The organism is Leifsonia shinshuensis, assembly GCF_031456835.1.
Lineage (GTDB): Bacteria > Actinomycetota > Actinomycetes > Actinomycetales > Microbacteriaceae > Leifsonia > Leifsonia shinshuensis_C.
Genome location: NZ_JAVDVK010000001.1, coordinates 3,662,367 through 3,684,666 on the forward strand (window position 1 = coordinate 3,662,367; position 22,300 = coordinate 3,684,666).

Below are 22,300 nucleotides of genomic sequence, written 5' to 3' on the forward strand. Positions count from 1 at the left end.
CTATGGGATGCTCGAAGGATGCCTGAAGAAGACGACGGAAACCGCGCGACGAACGAGGTCGAGCTCGACATTACCAACGTCGCCCACGGCGGCGTGTTCGTCGCGCGCCACGAGGGCCGGGTCGTCTTCGTGCCCGACACGATGCCGGGCGAGCGCATCCGCGCCCGCATCGGCGACACCAGCCACGACCGGTTCTGGCGCGGCGAGCTCGTGGAGGTGCTGGAGGCGTCGCCCGAGCGCCGGCCGCACGTCTGGCCCGCCGCCGCAGCCGACCGGCCGGCCGCCCAGCGCGCGGGGGGCGCCGAGTTCGGCCACATCCGGCTGGAGCACCAGCGCGAGCTGAAGCGCCGGGTGATCGAGGATGCGCTGCAGCGGCAGGCGAAGCTCTCGCCCGAGGCCATCGCGTCGGTCGGCCCGGACGGCCGTCCCCTCCGCGTCGAGCCCGTCACCGGGGAGACGGAGGACGGCACCGGATGGCGCACCCGCGTCCGCCTCCAGGTCGACGACCGCGGGCGCATCGGCCCGTTCGCCCCGCGCTCGCACACCGTCGTCCCCGTGGAGGACCTCCCGCTCGCCACCGCGCTCGTGCAGGAGGCGACGCCGTTCGGCCAGCTCTTCCCGGGCGCCGAGTCGGTGGATGTGGTGGCCACCGGTCTCGGAACGTCGCATGTGCTCGTCAACGAGGCGGCGCCGCGCGCCGGCGGGCGCGGTCAGCGCTCCCGCGGACGCGCCGGAGGGCCGCAGAAACGGCAGCCCCGTCCGCGCCGCCGGCCGGTCCCTATCCGCGAGCGGGTCGGCGACCGCGAGTTCCGCCTGGACGCCCGGGGGTTCTGGCAGGTGCACCGCGAGGCCGCCCGCACGCTGACGGAGGCCGTGCAGTCCGCCGTCGACGAGGCGCTCTTCGACCCGCGCGCGGCCAACCTCGACCTCTATGGTGGCGTCGGCCTGCTGGCCGCGGCCCTCGGAGACCGGTTCGGGTCGACGCTGCGCATCACCTCCGTCGAGAGCGACGAGGCGGCGACCGACGACGCGGCCGACAACCTGGCCGAGTGGGTCGGCGCGCAGGCGCTGACCGACCGCGTGGAGCGCTACGTGACTCGCCTCGCCGCCGACGCCTCGGCCTCCGAGCGGGGCCGGCTGCGGGCGGCGACCGTCGTCCTCGACCCTCCGCGCTCCGGAGCGGGCCGCGAGGTCGTCGACGCGATCGCATCCCTCGATCCGGCGCAGATCGTGTACGTCGCCTGCGACCCCGTCGCGCTCGCCCGCGACCTCGCGTTCTTCGACGGCCACGGCTACGGGATGCGGGGGATGCGGGCCTTCGATCTCTTCCCGAACACGCACCATGTGGAGGCCGTCGCCACGCTGACGCGCTGACGCGCTGACCGATCAAATGCATTCACCCCCTACGATGGTCAGCATGGTGCGGGTGGCAATCGTCGACGATCACGAATCTGTGCGTCTGGGGCTGAAGGCGGCCTGTCAGGACGCCGGCTACGAGGTCGTCCTGACGGCGGCCACGGTCGACGACTTCGTCGCCCAGCTGGGCTCGCAGGAGTGCGACGTCGTGGTGCTCGACCTGTCGCTCGGCGACGGCTCGAAGGTCACCGACAACGTCAAGCGCGCGCAGGCGACCGGCGCCGCCGTGCTCGTGCACAGCATCGCCGACCGTGTCGCCAGCGTCCGGGAGGCGCTCGCCGCGGGCGCCGCCGGCGTCATCCCCAAGTCGTCCCCGACGACCACCGTCATCAGCGCGATCGCGACCGTGGCCCGCGGGGATGTGCTCAACAACCTGGAGTGGGCGACCGCGATCGACGCGGACAGCGACTTCGCGAAAGCGCAGCTCGGCCGGCGCGAGCGGGATGTGCTGCACTTGTACGCCTCCGGCCTCCCGCTGAAGGCGGTGGCCGCGCAGCTCGGCATCGCGAACTCCACCGCACGCGAGTACCTCGACCGCATCCGCGTGAAGTACGTCGAGGTGGGGCGCCCGGCGCCCACCAAGGTGGACCTGCTGCGGCGCGCGGTGGAGGACGGCATCCTTCCGGGACTCGATCCCGAGACCGGCAATGAGCGCCCCTAGCGGGGTCCGCCCCGGGCTGCCGCTGGAGGCGGCGAAGCCCAGGAACCCCCTCAGCCGCGCTCGGATCGAGCGCATCTCCGACCGCACGGTGTCGGCGTTCGGCCTCGTCTTCGGGCTGCAGACGCTGCCCACCGCCCTGGGCCAGCTCAGTGATCTGCGCGAGCCGTGGGGCGGCGTGTGGATGATCGCCGTCTTCGGCGGCCTCGCCCTGACCGTGATCCTCGCTGTCATCCAGCGCGGCGTGAAGATCGCGATGGGCGTGCTGTCGATCGTCTACCTCGGCGCGATCGTCACCTGGCCCTTCCTGGTCGCGGACCCGGTCGCCTTCGGCACGGAGAAGCCGTGGGTCTGGTTCCTCTGCTCCGTGTTCACTGCGTTCGCCGCGGTGGCGTACCCGCTGTGGCTCGCCATCATCTACACGTTCGCCGCGCCGCTGGCCTACGGCATCGTGCGTGCGCTCCCCGCCGGCGGCGGCGCCGGGCTCGAGCTGGCCGCGCTCGACGCGATCTACGCCACCATCCTGGGCGGCGTCATCCTCGCCATCATCGCGATGATGCGCCAGGCGTCCAGCGCTGTGGACGCGGCGCAGAGCCAGGCGCTCGCGCGGTACGCGAACGCGGTCCGCCAGCACGCCACCGAGGTGGAGCGGGTGCAGGTGGATGCGATCGTGCACGACAGCGTCCTCACCACCCTGCTGTCAGCGGCCTCCGCCCGGACGCCGGAGCAGAAGGAGCTGGCGGCCGCGATGGCCGCCGACGCCATCGGCCACCTGCACGCCGCGGAGGCGGCGACGCCGGAGGACCAGTCCGCCGTCGGGCTCGACCGCCTCACCGAGAGGCTGGTGACCGCCGCGAACGCGTTCTCGTCGCCGTTCGACGTGGACGTGCACGACGTCGAGGTGCACACCCTGCCGGTGAACGTCGCGGAGGCGGTCTACTCCGCCACGGTCCAGGCGATGGTGAACAGCATGCAGCACGCCGGCGGCCCGGAGGTGCACCGCAGCGTGTCCATCCGCGGCGGAGGCCCCGCCGCGACGGTCGAGGTCGTCGTCCGCGACGACGGCCGCGGCTTCACCGAGTCGGAGGTCCCGGCCGAGCGACTGGGCCTGCGCATCAGCATCCGCGACCGCCTCGCGAAGATCGGCGGACGTGCCCGCATCGAGTCGGAGCCTGGCGCTGGGACCACGGTGACCATCCTCTGGCCCTCGGCCGACCAGTCCGTCCTCGGTTCCTCCTCGGTGGGTACCGGGATGCACGAGCCGGTGGCCGCGGGCGGGCAGGAGGCGGCCGAGTGATCACGCTCAACCGCGTCCTCTTCCTCAGCCTCGGTGCGCTGTTCTCGGCGTACCACCTCTTCCTGGCGCTCTCGTCGCTCAGCACCCCGCGGACGGCCGGCCCGGCCATCGTCGCGATGGTGCTCTACGGGATCGCCACCGTGCTCAGCCTCTGGCCGACCAGCCCTACCAAGATGCCGCTCTGGCTCGCCGCGTTCGACCTCGCGGTCTGCGTCGTCATCCCGATCCTGGTGACGAGCCAGCTCGATCCGGCGAAGGACAACGGCTACGCGACCTGGTACGTGGCCGCGGTGGGCACGCTGATGACGATCTGCGCCGTCCGCCGCCAGCAGATCGTGGCGTGGGCCGGTGTCGCGTTCCTGGCCGTGCAGACCGTCGTCTGGGCCGGTCTGGGCGCACTCGCCGGGCTCGGTGTCATCGGCTCGGTGGTCTGGGTCGGGGTCGCCGTCGTGATCGCCGGTTCGCTCGCCAAGGCGGGCCGCGACGCCCTGCAGTTCGCCCGCGCCGAGCGCGAGGCGACGGAGTGGCAGGCGGCCCAGGAGGCCCACGTCATGGAGCGGCAGCTGCGGTTGCGGCAGACGTACCGGGTCGCGGCCCCCATGCTCGCGGAGATCGTGCGCCGTGGCGGCGACCTGACCGAGGCGGAACGGCGCGAGTGCCGCTACCTGGAGGGCGCGATCCGCGACGAGATCCGCGGACGCCGCCTCCTCAACGACGACGTGCGCCGAGAGGTGATGGATGCGCGGCGCCGCGGCGTCGTGGTGAGCCTCCTCGACGAAGGCGGCATCGACGACCTGGACCAGCGCGGGCTGGAGGGCGTGCTCCACCGTCTCGCCGAGGCGATCCGCGGAACGACCACCGACAAGCTGATCGTGCGCACGGTGCCGCGCTCGTCGAAGACGGCCGTGACCGTGGTGGGCCTCCGCATGTCCGACGACGGCGCCGCGAACGCCCTCGGCGCGGAGTCCGAGGACGACGAGGTCGACCTCTGGCTGGAGATCCCCCGCCCCGTCGGCTGACCGCCGCGCGCTGCCGTGCTGATTCGCCCGCCGGTGCCCGCGAACGGTGAGTAGTCGCGCCAAAACGCCGCACTTTGCGACATCCACTCACGACTCGGCGGAAGCGACCGCCGCCCGCTGAGGTGCACGTCGTTGCGCCCGCCGCGCCGCGCGGGTGCACAACAACGTGCACCTCGGCGATCGAGGCCGGCGAACGGTGAGTGGATGCGCGAATGCGGAGCGAATCGCGACATGAAGTCACCACTCGCTGGAAGCGACCGCCTCTCGCTGAGGTGCACGTTGTTGCGCCCGACACGCCGCGGAACCGCACAACAACGTGCACCTCGGCGATCGAGGCCGGCGAGTGGTGAGTGGATGCGCGAAAGCGGCGTGAATTGCGACATGAAGTCACCACTCGGTGGGCGTTAACGGAGAAAGGGGCCGACACCCGAATTGTCGGCCCCTTTTCAAACCCCGAGTCAGGGCGACAACCCGAATATCGCCCTGACTCGCCCCCAAAGCACTCGCCCGCTTACCCTAGTCGGCGAGTGATTGGCGGTGTGACTCACGAGGAGAGACACCTAGCAATATCTATAGTGGCTGCGCTCCCAATAAATACATAGTCGTCATTTTGGAGGACACTTGGGGGACATTTCACGACCCCCGTTCGAGGCGCATCCCGAGCTTTCCGTATGACCCGTACTCGGGGGATGCCCCAAGAGGGGTACAAACGCCCCTCAGCCCGAGAACGAGCGCCAGGCTCCGCCACCCGGGCGCAGCTCGCCGCGCAGCGCACGCTGGGTCCGCGCCCACGCGTCAGGGCCGTGCTCGGCCTGCGCCTCTTTGGCGGCGGCGGCCTGCTCCGCGGCAGCGGCCGCGAGGACGGCGGTCACGGCCGCCACCTCCTCGGCGGTCACGCCGCGAGTGAGGAAGCGGAGCTGGGACGGGTCGAGCGCCGAACCGCGGGGCTCGGCCGCGTGCGCGCCGCTCACAGCGGGATGTTCCCGTGCTTCTTCGGCGGCAGCGAGGCCCGCTTGGTGCGCAGCGCCCGCAGGGCCTTGATGACCGACACGCGCGTCGCCGCCGGCTCGATCACGCCGTCCAGCTCGCCGCGCTCGGCGGCGAGGAACGGGCTGGCGACGTTGTAGGTGTACTCGTTGGCGAGCTTCGTGCGCACGGCGGCCACATCCTCGCCGGCCTCCTCCGCACGCTTGATCTCGCCGCGGTACAGGATGTTGACGGCGCCCTGGCCGCCCATCACGGCGATCTCCGCGGTCGGCCAGGCGAGGTTGATGTCGGCGCCGAGCTGCTTGGAGCCCATCACGATGTACGCGCCGCCGTAGGCCTTGCGCGTGATGATCGTGACCAGCGGCACCGTGGCCTCCGCGTACGCGTAGAGGAGCTTCGCGCCGCGGCGGATGACGCCCGTCCACTCCTGGTCCGTGCCGGGCAGATAGCCGGGCACGTCCACGAGGGTGAGGATCGGGATGCTGAACGCGTCGCAGAACCGCACGAAGCGCGACGCCTTCTCACCCGCGTCGATGTTCAGCGTGCCGGCCATCGAGCTGGGCTGGTTCGCGACGATGCCGACCGAGCGGCCCTCGACGCGGGCGAAGCCGATCACGATGTTCGGCGCGAACAGCGGCTGGACCTCGAGGAACTCGCCGTCGTCGACGATGCCCTCGATGATCGTCTTCACGTCGTAGGGCTGGTTGGGGGAGTCGGGGATGACCGTGTTGAGGCGGCGGTCGGCATCCGTGATCTCCAGTTCCGGCTCCGACTGGAAGGCGGGGAGCTCGGCCAGGTTGTTCTGCGGCAGGTAGCTGAGCAGGGTGCGCGCGTAGTCGAGCGCGTCCTCCTCGTCGCTCGCCAGGTAGTGCGAGACGCCCGACACCTTGTTGTGGGTGAGTGCGCCGCCGAGCTCCTCGAAGCCGACGTCCTCGCCCGTGACGGTCTTGATGACGTCCGGGCCGGTGACGAACATGTGGCTCGACTTGTCGACCATGATGACGAAGTCCGTGAGCGCGGGGGAGTACACCGCGCCGCCGGCCGCCGGGCCCATCACGATCGAGATCTGCGGGATGACGCCGGAGGCCGCGGTGTTGCGGCGGAAGATCTCGCCGTACTTGCCCAGGGCGACGACACCCTCCTGGATGCGCGCGCCGCCCGAGTCGAGGATGCCGATCATCGGGACGCCGGTCTTGAGCGCGTGGTCCATCACCTTGATGATCTTCTCGCCGGCGACCTCGCCGAGGGAGCCGCCGAAGATGGTGAAGTCCTGGCTGAACACCGCGACGTTGCGGCCGTGGATGGTGCCGACACCGGTGACGACGGCGTCGCCGTAGGGGCGCTTCGCCTCCATGCCGAAGGCGTGCGTGCGGTGGCGGACGAACTCGTCGAGCTCGACGAAGGAGCCCTGGTCGAGCAGGAGCTCGATGCGCTCGCGCGCGGTCAGCTTGCCCTTCGCGTGCTGCTTCTCGATGGCCGCCTGGCCGCTGGCGGTCACGGCCTCGTGGAACCGTTCCTTCAGGTCGGCGAGCTTGCCGGCGGTGGTGGTCAGGTCGGGGAGCTGTTCGGTCTGACGGGGTTCGGTGTCGGTCACGCCGTTCACTCTACCGGCCAGCCGAACGGCCGTGCCGTTGACGAAACCCTACAAATCCGCCCGCCTGCGCTGGCGGAGAGTCCCAGTGCGAGAGACTGGGCGCGTGGAGTTCCGACGCAGCCGATCCATCGTCCCGGTCCTCGAGGTGCTGCCCGAGGCGGGCTCGACCAACGACGTCCTGAGCGCGCGCGCCGGCGACCTGCCGGACCTCGCGGTGCTGGTCACGGACAACCAGACGGGCGGCCGCGGGCGCCTGGGCCGGGTGTGGGTCACGCCGCCGGGCACGGCTCTTGCGATCTCGGTGCTGCTCAAGCCGGCCGGGCTCCCGCCGACCGCGTACGGCTGGTTCCCGCTGCTGGCCGGGCTGGCCATGAGCCGCGCACTCGGTCCGCTGGTCCCGGGCGGCGTGCAGGTGAAGTGGCCCAATGACGTCCTGATCGACGGGGACAAGGTGTGCGGCATCCTCGCCGAGCTGCTGCCCGGGATGTCCGGGCTCGTCATCGGCGCCGGCGTCAACCTCGCCCAGACGCGCGAGCAGCTGCCCACCGACACCTCCACATCGCTCCGGCTGGCGGGCGCCGAGGACGAGGACGCGGACCGCGTGCTGTCGGCGTACCTCATCCAGCTCACCACCCTCTACCGCGACTTCCTCTCCGCGAGCGGCGACCCGCTGCGGAGCGCGCTGCGCGACGAGGTCGTCGAGGCCTGCCACACGATCGGCCGGCCGGTGCGGGTGCAGCTGCCCTCCGGCGACGATCTGCTCGGCACGGCGGTGGGCATCGACGAGGACGGCCGGCTGATCGTCGAGTCGGATGCGGGCCGCACCGCGGTGGCAGCGGGCGACGTGACGCACCTGCGGTATTAATTGAGCATGACCAGCACCCCGGACGGGACCGCCGCGCAGCCCGCCCAGCCACCCGAGCGTGTCATCGCCCGGCTGCGGTCGAACGCCCGGCGCCTGTTCTGGCCGAGCCTGGTGCTGATCGTGGCCGCCGGGGCCGTCGGCTACCTCGCCGGACGGGTCGGCGAGGTGTGGGAGATCGTGCTGCTGTGGTCGGCCGCGGCCGCCGTCGTGCTGCTGCTGTTCCTGCTGCCGCTGGCCGCGTGGCTGAGCCGCCGGTACACGATCACGACGCGGCGCCTGATCCTCCGCCACGGCTTCTTCGTCCGCGTGCGGCAGGAGCTGCTGCACAGCCGCGGCTACGACGTGTCGGTGCGGCGCACCTGGTTGCAGAGCCTGTTCCGCTCCGGCGACGTGCTGATCAACTCGGGGCTGGAGCATCCGGTGGTGCTCAAGGACGTGCCGAAGGCCGACCAGGTGCAGCGCGCGCTGTCGGAGCTGATGGACCACTCGCAGACGGTGGTCGCCGTCCGCCGTCAGCAGTCGGAGTCAGTCTCCGACGAGACCACGGTCTGGGGCAGCCGCTAGCGTCGACCCGGTGATCGGGCGGCGACGGCCCGCGCGCTTCGCCCTCGACGCGGCGCGGTCGGGGGAGAACACCCACCAGCGGTAGAAGGCGAACCGGAACACGGTGCCGAGGGCGAGCCCCACGACGTTGTTGGCGATGTTGTCCGCCAGCAGGCTCTGGAACCCGAGCAGGTAGTGCGACACCCAGACGCACAGCAGCGGGATCGCCATGCCGGCGAGGCTGACGACGAAGAACTCGACGCCCTCGCGCGTCGCGTTGTCGCTCCGGTTGCTCGAGAACGCCCAGTAGCGGTTGCCCAGCCAGTTGGCGCCGATGGCGACGAGCGTCGCGATGGCCGTGGCGTAGAGCGTCTTGTGCGGCACGTTCACCAGAACGACGACCATCAGGACGTTGAACACGACCAGGTTCACCACGAAGCCGACGGCGCCGACCGCGCCGAACTTGATCAGCTGCGGGAGGAGACGCGCCTTGTGCGCCGGTGTCGCGGTTTCGGTCGTCATGCCCCTGCCTGGAGATGCGGGAAGATGGTCTGTGTTGTCGTCACAGTACGCGGGACAGGTTTCGCGTTCCTGTGAATCCCCCGGCCCAGGATGAAAAGTATCAGAGGAGCAGAGAGCCCATGCCCAATCGCATCATCGGCGTGATCGGCGGCGGTCAGCTGGCCAGGATGATGATCCCCCCGGCGGTCGAGCTCGGCATCGAGTTGCGCGTGCTGGAGGAGGCCGAGGGCATGAGCGCGGACCTCGCCGCGACCGGCGTCGGCGACTACCGCGACCTCGACACGGTGCTCGCGTTCGCCGAGACCGTCGACGTGATCACCTTCGACCACGAGCATGTGCCCCCGGCGATCCTGCGCGAGCTGCAGTCGCGCGGCATCCCCGTGCATCCCGGTCCGGATGCCCTCCTCTACGCGCAGGACAAGCTGCAGATGCGCGCGAAGCTCAGCGAGCTGGGGCTGCCGGTCCCCGACTGGGCCGCGGTGGAGTCGGCCGACGAGCTCGGCGCCTTCCTCGCGGACCACGGCGGACGGGCCGTCGTCAAGACGGCCCGCGGGGGATACGACGGCAAGGGGGTCCGGGGCGTCTCGGACGCGTCCGGCGCGGACGACTGGTTCCTGGCGCTCGCCGAGGACGGCCGCGGCGGCGCCCTCCTCGTGGAGGAGCTGGTGCCGTTCCGCCGCGAGCTCGCGCAGCTGGTCGCACGGCGGCCCTCCGGCGAGATCGCCGCGTGGCCGGTCGTCGAGACGGTCCAGCGCGACGGCGTCTGCGCCGAAGTGCTGGCGCCGGCCCCCGGCGCGACCGGCCGCGTCGCGGAGGCCGCGGAGGAGATCGCGCGCCGCGTGGCCGAGGGTCTCGGCGTCACCGGTGTGCTGGCGGTGGAACTGTTCGAGACGACGGACGGTCGCGTCCTCGTCAACGAGCTGGCCATGCGCCCGCACAACAGCGGCCACTGGTCGATCGAGGGCGCGGTGACCGGGCAGTTCGAGCAGCACCTGCGCGCCGTCCTCGACCTGCCGCTCGGCTCCACGGAGCCGCGTGCCGACTGGTCCGTGATGGTGAACATCCTCGGCGGGCCGTCCGAAGGGACGCTGCAGGACCGTTACCCGGCCGCGCTCGCCGCGCATCCCGAAGCCAAGTTCCACGGCTACGGCAAGGCGCCCCGGCCGGGCCGGAAGGTCGGGCACGTCACCGTGAGCGGCGAGGACCTCGACGACGTGGTGTACCGGGCGCGGGCAGCGGCGGCCTTCTTCGAGGGCTGAGCGCCTCGGCCGGCGGCGTCGGCGGCGTCAGCTGCCGGCGGGCTTCGCCGTGGCCGGGTGCAGCGACTGCTGCACGAGCTGGCGGATCTGCGTGTAGTCCGGGTCCGTCGGGTCGATCGTCGGCGGGACGAGCTCCAGCTGCTGCACCGGCAGCTTGCGGGTCTTGAGCCCCAGGTCGACGAAGTAGCCGAGCATCGACTGCGGGATGTCCGTCTTCATCACCTGGGCGCCGGCCTTGGCGATGTCCTGGAACTTCGACACGACGTTCACGGGGTTCACCTGCTTCAGGATGGCGTCCTGCAGTTCGCGCTGACGCGCCATCCGGTCGTAGTCGCTCGAACCGTGCCGCGCCCGGGCGTACCACTGCGCGTGGTAGCCGTCGAGGTGACGGTTGCCCGGCTCGATCCACTCGACGACGCCGTTCAGGTTCTCGTCCCCGCCGATCGGGATGCGGTCCTTCACGGTCACGTCGACGCCGCCCACCGCATCCACCAGGTCGGCGAAGCCCTGCATGTCGATGAGCACGTAGTACTGGATGGTGAGGCCGGTCGCGCCCTCCAGCGCGTCGCGCATCGCCTCGATGCCGGGCTCGCTGTTGTTCTTCGCCGCGTCCGGGTACAGCTTGGGCTTGTAGAGCTCGACCTCGGTGTAGATCGAGTTCAGCTGGCAGACGTCGACGTCGCAGCGGTCCTTGTACCCGTAGCCGTCGGGGTAGAGGGCGTGCAGCGGCGACTTCTTCGGGAACGGCACGGGGTCGAGGTCGCGGGGGAGGCCGATGGTCACGGCCTGGCCGGTGCTCGCGTCCACGCTCACGATCGACATGCTGTCCGGGCGCAGCCCGTCGCGGTCGGGGCCGGCGTCGCCGCCGAGCAGCATGATGTTGTAGCGGCCGTCGATGGGGGGCTGGGACGGGCCGGCCGAGAAGATGTCGCCGAGCGCGCCGCGGGCGGACCCCGCCACCATCGACGCGTACCCCGCCGTGCCGGTGACGCCGACGAGCACCAGCACGGAGAACGCCGCGATCCAGCCGCGCGAGCGCGGAGCGGTGCGCACCAGCCGGACGAGTCGCAGCGTGTCGAGCGTCAGCACGACCCACAGCACCGCGTACGCGATCAGCAGCGACTGCACGAGCGTCAGGCTGCCGGCCTGCGTGAAGAGCGTGTAGACGGCCTGCGGAGCGATCAGGTAGGTGACGAGGGTGACGATCCCGAGCGCCCACAGCAGCAGCGTGGACAGGACGCCGACGCGGCCGAGCGTGCGGTTGCCGGCGACGAGCTGGGCGGAACCCGGGAGGAGCACGTTCATGGTCACCAGCCACCAGCCGCGCTTCGTCATGGTGTGCGACGAGGAGGCGTCGGGGTGGCGCAGGGGCGTGGCGATGGTCATGACGTCGGGCTCACAGCTGGGATTTGAGGGCCTGGTTCTTCTGCTCGACGCTCGCCTCGAGGTCGGCGGCGAAGTCCGCGAGGCGCTGCTCGAGCGCGCTGTCCGAGGTGGCGAGGATCTTCACCGCCAGCAGGCCGGCGTTGCGCGCGCCGCCGATCGACACGGTCGCGACCGGGACCCCGGCGGGCATCTGCACGATCGAGAGGAGCGAATCCAGGCCGTCGAGGCGGGCGAGCGGCACGGGGACGCCCACGACGGGCAGGGTGGTGACGGCGGCGAGCATCCCGGGCAGATGCGCCGCTCCGCCGGCTCCCGCGACGATGACCTTCACGCCGCGCGACGCGGCGGCCTTGCCGAACGCGATCATCTTCTCCGGCGTCCGGTGGGCCGAGACGACCTCCACCTCGTGGGCGACGTCGAATTCGCTCAGGACGCGGGACGCCTCCTGCATGACCGACCAATCGGAGTCGGACCCCATGACGACGGAGACCAGCGGAGAGGGGGATGCAGGCATAGCGATCATGGTAGGTGGCGCTCCGCGCGCGGCCCGCGCGCCACGCGGAGCGCACCCAGCTGACCCCTGAACAGGTCACAGGAACTGCCCAGAGCAACCCCGTAGCGTCTCCCGCCTATGACGGGTACAGGTGTGAGGGTGGAAGAGAAGACGAAACAGGCGACGGGCGGCCGGTTGGCCGCACTCGACGGTCTGCGCGGTCTCGCGGCAGTGGTCGTGCTGCTGCACCACGCGATGTACACGAACCCCGACTTCCCCGGAGCACCCGGCAGCGGATCGGCGCCGGTGGGCTCGGCCATGTGGTGGATCAGCTACACGCCGCTGAAGCTCTTCACCGCCGGCGTCGAGTCGGTGATCGTCTTCTTCGTGCTCTCGGGACTCGTCGTCACGCTCCCGGTGATCCGCAAGCGCGGGTTCGACTGGATCGCGTACTTCCCGCGCCGTGCGGTCCGCCTCCTCGTGCCGGTGATGGCGTCTGTCCTGCTCGCCGCCGTGTGGGTCATGGCCATCCCGCAGAAGTCCACGCAGCCCGACGGTACGTGGCTCAGCGACTCCTCCACCCCGAACTTCGGCTGGGAGTACATCGTCAAGGGCTGGGACCTGCTCGGCGGCGACGGGCAGATCAACAACCCGCTGTGGTCCCTGCGCTGGGAGCTGGTCTTCTCGCTGGCGCTGCCCATCTTCGCCGTCCTCGCGCTCGCGGTGCGGAAGTGGTGGATCGGCGGTCTCGCGGCCGCGTGCGCCCTCACGTACCTCGGCGTGCACGCCGACTCCGGCGAGCTGCAGTACCTTCCCGCGTTCTTCGTCGGCGCAGTCATCGCGGTCCGTCTGGACGCCGTGCGCAACGTCGCGGACCGGATCAACACGCACTGGTACCGCCACCCGCTCTGGGCGGCGCTCGCGGTGGCCAGCCTCCTGCTCCTGATCGCTCCGTGGCTCGTCGGCCCGAGTATCGCCGACATGCCGGACCTGGACGCGGTCCTGAAGGGGCTCGTGCCGCTCGCCGCGGCGGGGCTCGTGGTCGTCTCCCTCGGATGGCGCCCGCTGCGTGCGACGCTCGAGACGCGGCCGGTGCAGTTCTCCGGAACGATCTCGTTCAGCCTGTACCTGGTGCACGTGCCGATCCTGATCTTCAGCACCTACCTGTTCGCCGACCAGCCGTGGTACGTCGCCCTGATCTTCGGCATCCCCGTCGCCGTGGTGGTTGCGGTCGGCTTCACCTGGCTGATCGAGAAGCGCAGCCACGGCTGGGCGAAGGCGGCCGGAGTCTGGGCCTCGAAGCGCTACAGCACCTGGTTCGGCCGCGACGAGGCCGCCACCCCGGAGGCGAAGTCCGGGACCACGGAGGAGCCCGCGGCCGGTCGCGAGGCCGGCTCAGTCGCGGACGCTCGGCGCTAACTCCCGCTCGGGCGCCCCGGCGGGCTCGGCACGCGCCGCGAAGGCGCGTCCCACCGTGCTGCCCACCCGCTTCGAGAACCGGTGCGCGGGCTTCTCCACCGCGAGGTAGAACAGCGACCCCGCGACGAGAGCCGTCGGGATGGCGAGTGCGGCCACGCGCGTGGGGCCCCAGCTGCCGAAGAGGTAGCTGAACGTGACGATGATCGGCACGTGGACGAGGTAGAGGCTGAACGAGATCATGCCGAGCCAGCGGAACGGCTGGTGCGACAGCACCCGGGCCAGCAGCCGCCACTCGAGGCAGCAGACCAGGAGGCCGAGGGCGGCGACCGGCTGGAGCGCCTGGAGCCACACCGCGAGCGTCGACGACGTGGTCATCCAGTGCGCGACGAGCAGCACAGCGGACGCCACGGCGACGGCGAGCCAGACCAGCCAGCCCCAGCGGCGTGCCGCCAGAGCAGCGCCCGCGCGGTGGATGCGCTCCAGCTGCGTGGCCGCGACGGCGCCGAGGAAGAACCCCGGCAGGTACCGGAACGCCGGCGCGTTCGCGAAGAAGCCGCACATCACGATCGCGACCACAAGCGCGATGAGCAGCGGCCACCAGCGACGCAGCAGCACGGCGAGCCCGACGAACACCGGGAGCAGCAGCGAGAACGCCATCTCCCAGTAGATCGACCACAGCGGGTTGTTGATGAACCAGCTGCCCAGGCTCGGATCGAGGTAGTGGACGACATCCCAGAACGAGGGCGGCGGCACCGAGGTGGTCGACACCCACGAGCTCATGGCGTGCTGGGGGAGCTGCGGGACGAGCAGGGCGAGCGCCGTCGCGAACAGCAGCGAGCCCACGACGGGGACGCCGATCCGGGCGATGCGTCGCGGGTAGTACGACATCCAGTCGAAGGCGCGCGGTCCGAGCACCGGCAGGCTGAGCACGAAGCCGGAGAGCACGAAGAAGACCACCACGGCCTCCGGACCCGCGGTGAAGATCTTCAGCGGCGTGTACGTGAACCACCAGCCGATGCTGCCCGCGACCGGTCCGCTCATCCCGGGCGTCGCGATGTACGCGGCGGAGATGGCGGGGGTGAGCAGCGAGGCGTGGTGGGCCAGCACGATGAGCGCGGCGATGCCGCGCAGGCCGTCCAGCGAGGTGAGGCGGGAGGCCGACGGGGTGACGGAGGTCGGAGTGGCAGGTGACATGAGTGTGAGGGTGACCGGGGGTCAGAGGTCCGCGTGGAGCTGCCAGACGCGCTCGGCGGAGTCCCGCCAGCTGAACGCTCGGGCGCGGTCCGAGGCTAGCACGCGCAGGCGGGCGCTCAGTTCGGCATCGTCGAGCACCCGCGCGATCGCGGCCGCGAGCCGCTCCGGATAGCCGGTGTCGCCGTCCGCGGTGGGACGCTCGACCGCGAGGCCCGCGCCTCCGGCGACCTCGACCAGGGCGGGGTCGTCCGAGTGGATGACCGGCAGCCCGAACTTGAACGCCTCGACGACCGGGAGGCCGAAGCCCTCGGCGCGGCTGGGGAAGACGAAGAGGGTGGCGCGGTCGAGCACTACGGCGAAGTCGGGGTCGTCGAGCCGGCCGAGCGCTCGCACCCGGTCCTCCGGCAGCCCCGCGGCGGCGGCGACGCCGGAGGCGGACGTCTCGCCGAGGCGGTCCGGCCCCACGATGAGGAGCGGGATGTCGTGCGCCTCGGGCCGCGCGACGGCCCGGATCAGGTCGGCGACGCCCTTGCGCGGCTCGATGGTGCCGAGCGTCAGCGCGTAGCGCTCGGGGAGGCCGAGGCGCTCCGCGCGCTCGTCTGCGTCCTCCGGCAGGCGGAGGGTGGTGGCGGGCGCACCGCCGATCACCCGGATGCGGTCGCCGAAGTCGAAGCGCTCGGAGAGCCGGTCGGCGACGGCGTGGGTCGGCACGACGACGGCGTCCGCGAAGCGGCGGGCCCGGCGCGTCATCGCCTTGGTCCAGGCGGTGGCGGTCTGGCCGAGTGCCGCCGGATGCGTCCAGGCGAGGGTGTCGTGGATGGTCACGGCGAGCTGCTGGGTGGTGTCGCCGCGCTCGTGGCGGCGCAGCGGCGCGAGCAGGGTCGGCGCGTGCAGCATCCCGAGCGGTCCGCCGACGGAGAGGCCGGACTGCCAGGCGAGCGCGAGCTCCCGACGGCCCACCGACAGCCGGGTGACCGTGGCGACGCCGGGGAGCCGGTCGTTCACGCGGGCGAGCTGCTCCTCGGTCACGGCGGAGACGATGGCCTCGACATCGCACCCGGCGGGGGCCGTGGCGATGAGCTGCCGGGTGAGCTCCTCCGTGTAGCGGCGGGTCCCTCGCGGCTCGTCGCCGACGAGGTCGTCGACGATCACTCTGAGGGTGGTCATCCTGCTCCCGTCTCCACGCGCCGGCTCGTCCAGGTTCCTATGAAACCACGAGCCGCCCAGGAAGACCCTGGGCGCCGGCTTCGCAGATCAGCAGGCGGGGAGGGATTGCAGGCCCGGGCTCAGCACGGACGTCCCGCCCAGAAGGTAGACCATTCCGGTGTTCTGCGCGGCCAGATCGCCGAGGACCGAGCGTGGCACGCAGCTGCCGTTGGTGGTGAACAGCGGCGCGCCCTTGCTCGCCGCCAGCGCGGAGCCCGCCAGCGCGTCGGGGAACCCGAAGCCATTGGCGAGATAGGCCGTCGTGAAGGTGGGGAAGGCGCCGCGCCCGACGGCCTCCGCCGTCTCGAAGCGGTCCCCGCCGTAGTACCGCGTGACCGTGCGGCCGTTGGCCGCGAGGCCCGAGGCCACGCCCGGTGTGACGACCGTCGGACCTCCGACGACCATGACCGACGTGGTGCCCTTCGCGTTGAGGAAGGCGGTGGTGCCGGCGTCGATCCCTCCGGCGCCGCCGTTCACGAGGAGGACCGGTGCGCCGTGCGCACCCGCGGCCGCACCCGCCGCGAGGGCGTCGGGGAAGTTCGTGCCGGTCGCGACGTACGCGGAGGGGATCGAGCCACCGAACGCGAGGGTGGCCAGCCGCTGGGAGGTGTCGAAGCGGTCGACGCCGGCGACGCGCGACACGGTGGCGCTGAGCTGCTGTCCCACCTGCTGGAGCGAATCCTCGACCGCGGGCGGTACGGCGTTGACGCCGCCGACGATGACGATCTTCTTCGGTTGGAGCGACAGGATCTCGCTGCGGACAGCGTCCGAGAGCGTGTACCCGACGAGCAGCAGCGGTCCGCCCTGCTTCGCAGCGGCCGGACCAGCGCTCAGTGCGTCCGGGTAGTTGAGGCCGGTCGCGACGTAGACGACGTCCGCGGTGGTGGGGTAGGCCTGCTGGGCGATCTGCACGCTCGTCGTGAAGCGGTCGGAGCCGGCCACCCGCTGGGTCGGGATCGGCACGATCGACAACGGGCCGGAGACGGCGGCTCCGAGCGAGTAGGTGCCGTACGCGGCGCGCGCGGTGAAGGTCGTGGCGCCGGTCGGGGCGCCGACCAGGGAGACGGACCAGGCGCCGTTCACGACCGTCGCGACGCGGGCGGTGGCCTCGTTCGCGAGCTGGAGACGGACCGTGGTCCCGGGGGTCGCGCCGCTGATCGTCCCCGAGATCACGCCGCCCTGCGACACGCGGTTCGTCGCGGGCAGCGAGGTGACGGCGACGGTCGCGGACACGGAGACCGCGGGCTCCCAGGTGGAGGCGTAGCGCGAGGTCACGCTCGAGCCGCCCGTGGACGACGCCATCGGGTAGAACGCGGTGTAGTAGTCGGGGTCGGAGCAGGCCACGTCCGGTCCGGCGGAGACGACACCCACGGCCGCGTTCCCGATGAGGGCAGCGCCGCCGCTGTCGCCGTGGTCCGCGCAGGTCGACGCGATGATCGAGTTCACGGTGTGCGTGCCCTGCTCGTCCTGAACGTAGACCGTGGTGTCGGTGTCGAGGACCGTGCCGCACGTCCATCCCGTGGTCGAGCCGCTCTTGCAGAGCGGAGCGCCGACCACGGCCGCCGCCACGCTGGTGACCGTCATGGGCGCTGTCGCGGTCGGAGCCCCGGCTCCGCCGCCCCAGGTGAGGGCGGACGGCTGCGAGGAGTGGCCGGCCGTGAGCGACATGAGGGACGAGTCGCCGTAGTTCCCGAACTGGACGGCACCGGGGATCCAGGCCCCCAGCGGTCCGACGGCCGTGCCGTCGGAGCCTGTCGTCACGTACGGACCGCCCGGCATGGAGAGCTCGTAGGTGGCGCTGGAGCCCGCCATCGCGCAGTGGCCCGCGGACAGCAGCTGCGGCGCTCCGGTCGCCAGGGCGAAGCCGGGGAATCCGGCCGAGCAGCGGTAGCTGCCGGCTGTCGCCGGGATCAGGTACGGCTCCCCGCCGTACACCTCACCCGCGAGGGGGTGCAGCGTCAGCGGGGCCACCGGATGCTGCGGAGCCGAGCCGACCACCGCGGTCGCCCCGGCCTGTCGCGCGAGGTCGGCGGTTCGCGCGTCGGAGGCGTAGACGGTCAGAGCGGTGCCATCGAGGGTGGCGGCGACGCGGGCGCCGGTCCGCGCGCGCAGGGCATCGACCAGGGCGTCGCCGTCCTGGGCCGCTGCTGCGCGTGCCAGGTACTCGGCCGGGGAGATGTCCAGGTCGCGCTGGACGGCCTTCGCCACCTCCGGGGCCAGCTTCGCCGCGGCTCCCGCAAACGATCCGGCCGAGCGGCGGTGCAGCTGGGGCAGAGCGGGCGGCGTGGCGTCCGAGGGCGAGGCGCTGCCCGGATCGGCCGTCGCCGGAGCCGGCGCGGTGACCGCGGCGACCGTCGCTCGGCGCTCGGACCCGGCCGTCGCGGCGAACGCCGGCGCCGGCGCGATGACGGCCAACGCCGCAGCGGCCGCCACGGCGAAAGTGAGTGCTCGATTCACGGAAGGTCCCTCGTCAGCCGGCGAGGTCGGACCGGTGTCCTTCGATCCCCCGCATTGTCGGTGCTGCGAGTCAACCTAATGCCGCGGCGAGAGGAGCCACAAATCCCCCGATCAGGGTGCGGCCGCACGGGGGGAGTTAAGCGAACAGACCCGCGCGCGTGGCGTCGGAGAGGGCCTCCCGCCAGGGGCGCAGCGGCGCGAGCCCGGCCGCGGCCCAGGCGTCGTGGCCGAGCACCGAGTACGACGGACGCGCCGCGGGGCGCACGAACGTGGAGCTGTCCGTGGGCGTGACGCGCTCGGGGTCGAGACCGGCCTCCGCGAAGACCGCCCGGGCGAACTCGAACCAGGTCGCCTGGCCGGAATTCGTGCCGTGATAGATCCCCGCCGGGGCGTCCGACCCGACCAGCTCGACGATCCGGGCGGCGAGGTCGCCGGTCCAGGTCGGCTGGCCGAGCTGGTCGTCCACCACGCTGACGGTCTCGTGGCTGCCCGCGAGCTTCACCATCGTCTTGGCGAAGTTCGGGCCGTCGGCGCCGTAGAGCCAGGCCGTGCGGACCACGAAGGCGCCGGACGGATGCGCTGCGAGCGCCAGCTCCTCGCCGGCGGCCTTGGTGCGGCCGTAGGCGTTGATGGGGTCGCGCGGGGTGTCCTCGGCGTAGGGGGAGGTCGCGTGACCGTCGAACACGTAGTCGGTGGACACGGTCACGAACCGGGCGCCGTTCCGGGCGGCCGCGATGGCGAGGTTCTCGGTGCCGAGCGCGTTGATCGCGTAGGCCTCGTCCTCGTGCGTCTCGGCGTCGTCCACCTTCGTGTAGGCGGAGGCGTTGAGGACGACGTCGTGGCCCTCGACGGCGGCGAGGACGGCATCGCGGTCGGTCACGTCGAGGTCCGCGCGGGCGAGCGCGGTGACGTCGTGCCCGGCGAGGGCCTTCTGCAGGTCTCGGCCGAGCATGCCGGCCGCGCCGGCGATCAGGTAGCGCGTCATCAGTTGTCGAGCGCCGCGCGGGCCTTCAGCGGCTCCCACCAGGCGCGGTTGTCGCGGTACCACTGCACCACGTCGGCCAGACCCTGCTGGAACGGGACGAGCGGCTCGTACCCGAGCTCGGAGCGGATCTTCGAGATGTCGACCGAGTAGCGGAGGTCGTGACCGAGGCGGTCGGCGACGCGGTCGACGTACGACCAGTCCTTGCCGGTCGCGTCGAGCAGCAGCTGGGTCAGCTCCTTGTTGGTGAGCTCGGTTCCGCCGCCGATGTTGTAGATCTCGCCGGCGCGGCCGTTCACCAGCACCATCGCGATGCCGCGGGTGTGGTCGTCGACGTGCAGCCAGTCGCGGATGTTGTTGCCCTCGCCGTAGAGCGGAACGTGCTTGTCGTCGATCAGGTTCGTGACGAACAGCGGGATGACCTTCTCGGGGAAGTGGTACGGCCCGTAGTTGTTCGAGCAGCGCGTGATCGAGAGGTTGAGGCCGTGCGTGCGGAAGTAGCTGCGGGCGAGCAGGTCGCTTCCGGCCTTCGACGCGGAGTAGGGCGAGTTCGGCTCGAGCGGGCGGTCCTCGGCCCAGGAGCCCTCGGCGATCGAGCCGTAGACCTCGTCGGTGGAGACGTGGACGAAGCGCTTCAGGTTGTTGCGCAGCGCCGCGTCGAGCAGCTGCTGCGTGCCGAGCACGTTGGTCTCGACGAAGATCGAGGCGTCGCGCACCGAGCGGTCGACGTGCGACTCCGCGGCGAAGTGCACCACCGCATCCACGGTGGGGAAGAGCTCGTCGAGCAGGCCGCCGTCACGGATGTCGCCCTTCACGAACGTGTAGCGCGGCGAGTCCGCCACGGGCGCCAGGTTGGCCAGGTTGCCGGAGTACGTCAGCGCGTCGAGCACGACGACCTCGGCGCCCTCGAGGCCGGGGTAGGCGTCCTGCAGGGTACGGCGGACGAAGTTGGAGCCGATGAAACCGGCGCCGCCGGTGACGAGAATCTTCATGGGGGTGGGTGACCTGCCTCACGGAGTCGTGGAATACCGGAGAGATTCTACCGGGTGGGGCGCGGAAGCTCTTGCGCTCGCACAAGCGGGCACCGCTAGGCTGCCGCTCATGGTCTTGGGGGGAATGCGGGCACGGACCCGCGCACTGGTCACCGCTGTGCTCGCTGCGACGCTCGCCGCGCTGGCGCTCACAGCGACGGGGACGCCGGCTGCGGCCGACGACGGAGCACAGGCGGACGCGTACTACGCGGCGGTCGCGAAGGCCTCGGCGGGCCGCGCGGCGACGCCGGAGCAGGAGAACGCCAACGTGGCGGCGGCTCTCGGCGGTGTCACCGCCCGGGGAGGCCTGCAGCCGTTCGCGGCGGCGGACGCCGACCCGTCGAAGTTCATCGACGGCGACCTGGCGAGCGACGCCGTCTTCTTCAACGGGACGGCGTGGAACGAGACGCAGATCCAGACCTTCCTGAACTCGAAGGTGGCGACCTGCGCCGGTACGAATCCAACGTGCCTGAAGTCCTACACCACGGCGACCGTGGCGAAGGCCGCCGACGCCGAGTGCAACGGCTACGCCGCGGCGGCCTCGCAGAACGCCGCGCACATCATCGCGACGGTGGCGACCAGTTGCGGCATCAACCCGGTCGTTCTGATCGTGCTGCTCCAGAAGGAGCAGGGCCTGGTGACGTCCACCGCGCCGACGCAGGACGCGTACGACTTCGCCACCGGCTGGAACTGCCCGGACACCGATCTCGGCTGCAGCACGAACGACGCCGACACCACCGGTTTCTTCAACCAGGTGTACGGAGCGGCCTGGCAGTTCAAGCGCTACGGGGTCGGTACGGACTTCGACTGGTTCCCGGTCGGCAAGGTCAGCCCGGTTCGGTACAACCTCGACGCCGGATGCGGCAGCAAGCAGGTCGCCATCCAGAACAAGGCGACCGCCGCGCTGTACTACTACACGCCGTACACCCCGAACCAGGCGTCTCTCGACAGCTACCCGGGTGAGGGCGACGACTGCTCGGCCTACGGCATCCGCAACTTCTGGATGCTCTTCAACGCCTGGTACGGCTCGTCGACGGCCGGTTCGGTGCCGTCGTCGCAGCGCGTCTCGGGCGCCGACCGGTTCTTCACCGCCGCCGCCATCTCGCAGGCGGCGTTCCCGAGCCCCACGCCCGGCACCCTGACCGTCTTCGTCGCGAACGGGCTCGACTTCCCGGACGCGCTCGCCGCGGCGCCCGCCGCCGCCAAGGCCGGCGGCCCGCTGCTCCTGACCATGCCGGGCGCCGTCCCCGCCGCGACATTCGCGGAGCTGCAGCGGTTGAAGCCGGCGAAGATCTACGTGGCGGGCGGCCCCGCCGTCATCACCCAGGCAGTGCTCGATCAGCTCGCGACCGTGCAAGCCGGCCAGTCCGTCGAGCGCATCTACGGAGGGTCCCGCTTCGACACCTCCATCCAGATCTCGGAGAAGATCTTCGGCACGAGCGCCGGGGCGCACACCGCCTACCTGGCCTCCGGCCTCGGATTTCCGGACGCCCTGTCGGCAGGCGGCGCCGCAGGCGCCCACGGGCAGCCGGTCATCCTCGTCAACGGCGGTCTGACCGCCGCAGACCAGGGGACGGTCGACGCACTCGTCGCCATGGGGATCACCTCGGTCAAGATCGTGGGAGGCACCTCGATCATCTCGCCGGACTTCGAGGCGAGCCTGCGCAACCTGCACTTCACCGTCACGCGCGTCTGGGGGAGCGACCGCTTCGCGACCAGCATGGTGGTGAACCAGGACGCGTTCGGCGGCTCCCCGACACCGGCCGCGTACTTCGCCTCGGGCACCACCTTCCCCGACGCACTGGCCGGCGCCGCCTGGGCGGGCGGGACGCACAGCCCGCTGCTCGTGACGCAGGCCGGCTGCCTGTACGCGGGATCGGCGGAGATCGCGCTGCGCTCGCCGGCGCTCACCACGCTCGGCGGAGCCGCGGCTCTGGGCGACAAGGTGGGGGCTCTTCAGGTCTGCCAGTAG

The 22,300-nt window shown here is 71.5% G+C and carries 19 protein-coding genes; 9 read left to right on the plus strand and 10 right to left on the minus strand.

Features of this window, described 5'->3' with window-relative positions:
- Window positions 1-18: 18 nt before the first annotated feature.
- Genes J2W45_RS17865 through J2W45_RS17880 form a run of 4 tightly spaced genes read left to right on the plus strand, consistent with a single transcriptional unit; the run spans window position 19 to window position 4,390 of the window.
- The gene (locus tag J2W45_RS17865) at window positions 19-1,374 is read left to right on the plus strand and encodes a class I SAM-dependent RNA methyltransferase (RefSeq protein ID WP_310134595.1); all 1,356 of its coding nucleotides are present in this window, start codon (window positions 19-21) and stop codon (window positions 1,372-1,374) included.
- A gap of 43 nt (window positions 1,375-1,417) precedes the next feature.
- Window positions 1,418-2,077: a response regulator transcription factor gene (locus J2W45_RS17870; protein ID WP_310134597.1), complete on the plus strand. Its 660-nt coding sequence runs from the start codon at window positions 1,418-1,420 to the stop codon at window positions 2,075-2,077.
- A complete protein-coding gene (locus J2W45_RS17875; RefSeq protein WP_310134599.1) occupies window positions 2,064-3,371 on the plus strand; it encodes a sensor histidine kinase in 1,308 nt (435 codons plus the stop codon). Before J2W45_RS17870 ends, J2W45_RS17875 begins: the two co-directional genes overlap by 14 nt.
- On the plus strand, window positions 3,368-4,390 hold the full coding sequence (locus J2W45_RS17880; RefSeq protein ID WP_310134601.1) for a hypothetical protein: 1,023 nt from the start codon (window positions 3,368-3,370) through the stop codon (window positions 4,388-4,390). Before J2W45_RS17875 ends, J2W45_RS17880 begins: the two co-directional genes overlap by 4 nt.
- A 716-nt stretch (window positions 4,391-5,106) precedes the next feature.
- On the opposite strand, the gene J2W45_RS17885 is transcribed toward J2W45_RS17880, so the two are convergent.
- Window positions 5,107-5,361 carry an acyl-CoA carboxylase epsilon subunit gene (locus J2W45_RS17885; RefSeq protein WP_310134603.1) on the minus strand — a complete coding sequence of 85 codons (255 nt, stop codon included), beginning with the start codon at window positions 5,359-5,361 and terminating at the stop codon, window positions 5,107-5,109.
- The gene (locus J2W45_RS17890) at window positions 5,358-6,980 is read right to left on the minus strand and encodes an acyl-CoA carboxylase subunit beta (RefSeq protein WP_310134606.1); all 1,623 of its coding nucleotides are present in this window, start codon (window positions 6,978-6,980) and stop codon (window positions 5,358-5,360) included. The genes J2W45_RS17885 and J2W45_RS17890 overlap by 4 nt, the downstream gene beginning before the upstream one ends.
- A 94-nt stretch (window positions 6,981-7,074) precedes the next feature.
- On the opposite strand from J2W45_RS17890, the gene J2W45_RS17895 reads away from it, so the two are divergent.
- Both J2W45_RS17895 and J2W45_RS17900 read left to right on the plus strand, forming a co-directional pair.
- Window positions 7,075-7,836: a biotin--[acetyl-CoA-carboxylase] ligase gene (locus J2W45_RS17895; RefSeq protein ID WP_310134609.1), complete on the plus strand. Its 762-nt coding sequence runs from the start codon at window positions 7,075-7,077 to the stop codon at window positions 7,834-7,836.
- 6 nt (window positions 7,837-7,842) lie between these two features.
- Window positions 7,843-8,400 (plus strand): PH domain-containing protein, encoded by a 558-nt coding sequence (locus J2W45_RS17900; RefSeq protein ID WP_310134610.1) that lies wholly within the window; start codon window positions 7,843-7,845, stop codon window positions 8,398-8,400.
- Here J2W45_RS17900 and J2W45_RS17905 read toward each other — a convergent pair.
- The gene (locus J2W45_RS17905) at window positions 8,362-8,901 is read right to left on the minus strand and encodes a GtrA family protein (RefSeq protein WP_310134611.1); all 540 of its coding nucleotides are present in this window, start codon (window positions 8,899-8,901) and stop codon (window positions 8,362-8,364) included. The genes J2W45_RS17900 and J2W45_RS17905 overlap by 39 nt on opposite strands.
- A gap of 119 nt (window positions 8,902-9,020) precedes the next feature.
- Between J2W45_RS17905 and J2W45_RS17910 the strand changes: the two genes are divergently transcribed.
- A complete protein-coding gene (locus tag J2W45_RS17910) occupies window positions 9,021-10,160 on the plus strand; it encodes a 5-(carboxyamino)imidazole ribonucleotide synthase (RefSeq protein ID WP_396427099.1) in 1,140 nt (379 codons plus the stop codon).
- 27 nt (window positions 10,161-10,187) lie between these two features.
- Here the strand turns inward: J2W45_RS17910 and J2W45_RS17915 are convergent, their stop codons facing one another.
- Both J2W45_RS17915 and purE read right to left on the minus strand, forming a co-directional pair.
- Entirely contained in the window at window positions 10,188-11,546 is a 1,359-nt protein-coding gene (locus J2W45_RS17915; RefSeq protein ID WP_310134613.1) for an LCP family protein, read from the minus strand.
- 10 nt (window positions 11,547-11,556) lie between these two features.
- Window positions 11,557-12,060: a 5-(carboxyamino)imidazole ribonucleotide mutase gene (purE, locus tag J2W45_RS17920; RefSeq protein WP_310134615.1), complete on the minus strand. Its 504-nt coding sequence runs from the start codon at window positions 12,058-12,060 to the stop codon at window positions 11,557-11,559.
- 138 nt (window positions 12,061-12,198) lie between these two features.
- On the opposite strand from purE, the gene J2W45_RS17925 reads away from it, so the two are divergent.
- Complete coding sequence (locus J2W45_RS17925) at window positions 12,199-13,458, plus strand: acyltransferase family protein (RefSeq protein ID WP_310134617.1); 1,260 nt, start codon at window positions 12,199-12,201, stop codon at window positions 13,456-13,458.
- Here J2W45_RS17925 and J2W45_RS17930 read toward each other — a convergent pair.
- From J2W45_RS17930 to rfbB, 5 genes are all read right to left on the minus strand, one after another.
- Entirely contained in the window at window positions 13,435-14,652 is a 1,218-nt protein-coding gene (locus tag J2W45_RS17930; RefSeq protein WP_310134619.1) for an acyltransferase family protein, read from the minus strand. The two genes, J2W45_RS17925 and J2W45_RS17930, sit on opposite strands and share 24 nt — an antisense overlap.
- A 21-nt stretch (window positions 14,653-14,673) precedes the next feature.
- A complete protein-coding gene (locus J2W45_RS17935; protein ID WP_310134622.1) occupies window positions 14,674-15,819 on the minus strand; it encodes a glycosyltransferase family 4 protein in 1,146 nt (381 codons plus the stop codon).
- Between the two features lie 87 nt (window positions 15,820-15,906).
- On the minus strand, window positions 15,907-18,315 hold the full coding sequence (locus tag J2W45_RS17940; protein WP_310134625.1) for a cell wall-binding repeat-containing protein: 2,409 nt from the start codon (window positions 18,313-18,315) through the stop codon (window positions 15,907-15,909).
- Between the two features lie 136 nt (window positions 18,316-18,451).
- Window positions 18,452-19,300: a dTDP-4-dehydrorhamnose reductase gene (gene rfbD, locus J2W45_RS17945; RefSeq protein WP_310134628.1), complete on the minus strand. Its 849-nt coding sequence runs from the start codon at window positions 19,298-19,300 to the stop codon at window positions 18,452-18,454.
- On the minus strand, window positions 19,300-20,289 hold the full coding sequence (gene rfbB / locus J2W45_RS17950; RefSeq protein ID WP_089913306.1) for a dTDP-glucose 4,6-dehydratase: 990 nt from the start codon (window positions 20,287-20,289) through the stop codon (window positions 19,300-19,302). Before rfbB ends, rfbD begins: the two co-directional genes overlap by 1 nt.
- A 109-nt stretch (window positions 20,290-20,398) precedes the next feature.
- On the opposite strand from rfbB, the gene J2W45_RS17955 reads away from it, so the two are divergent.
- The gene (locus J2W45_RS17955; protein WP_310134631.1) at window positions 20,399-22,300 is read left to right on the plus strand and encodes a cell wall-binding repeat-containing protein; all 1,902 of its coding nucleotides are present in this window, start codon (window positions 20,399-20,401) and stop codon (window positions 22,298-22,300) included.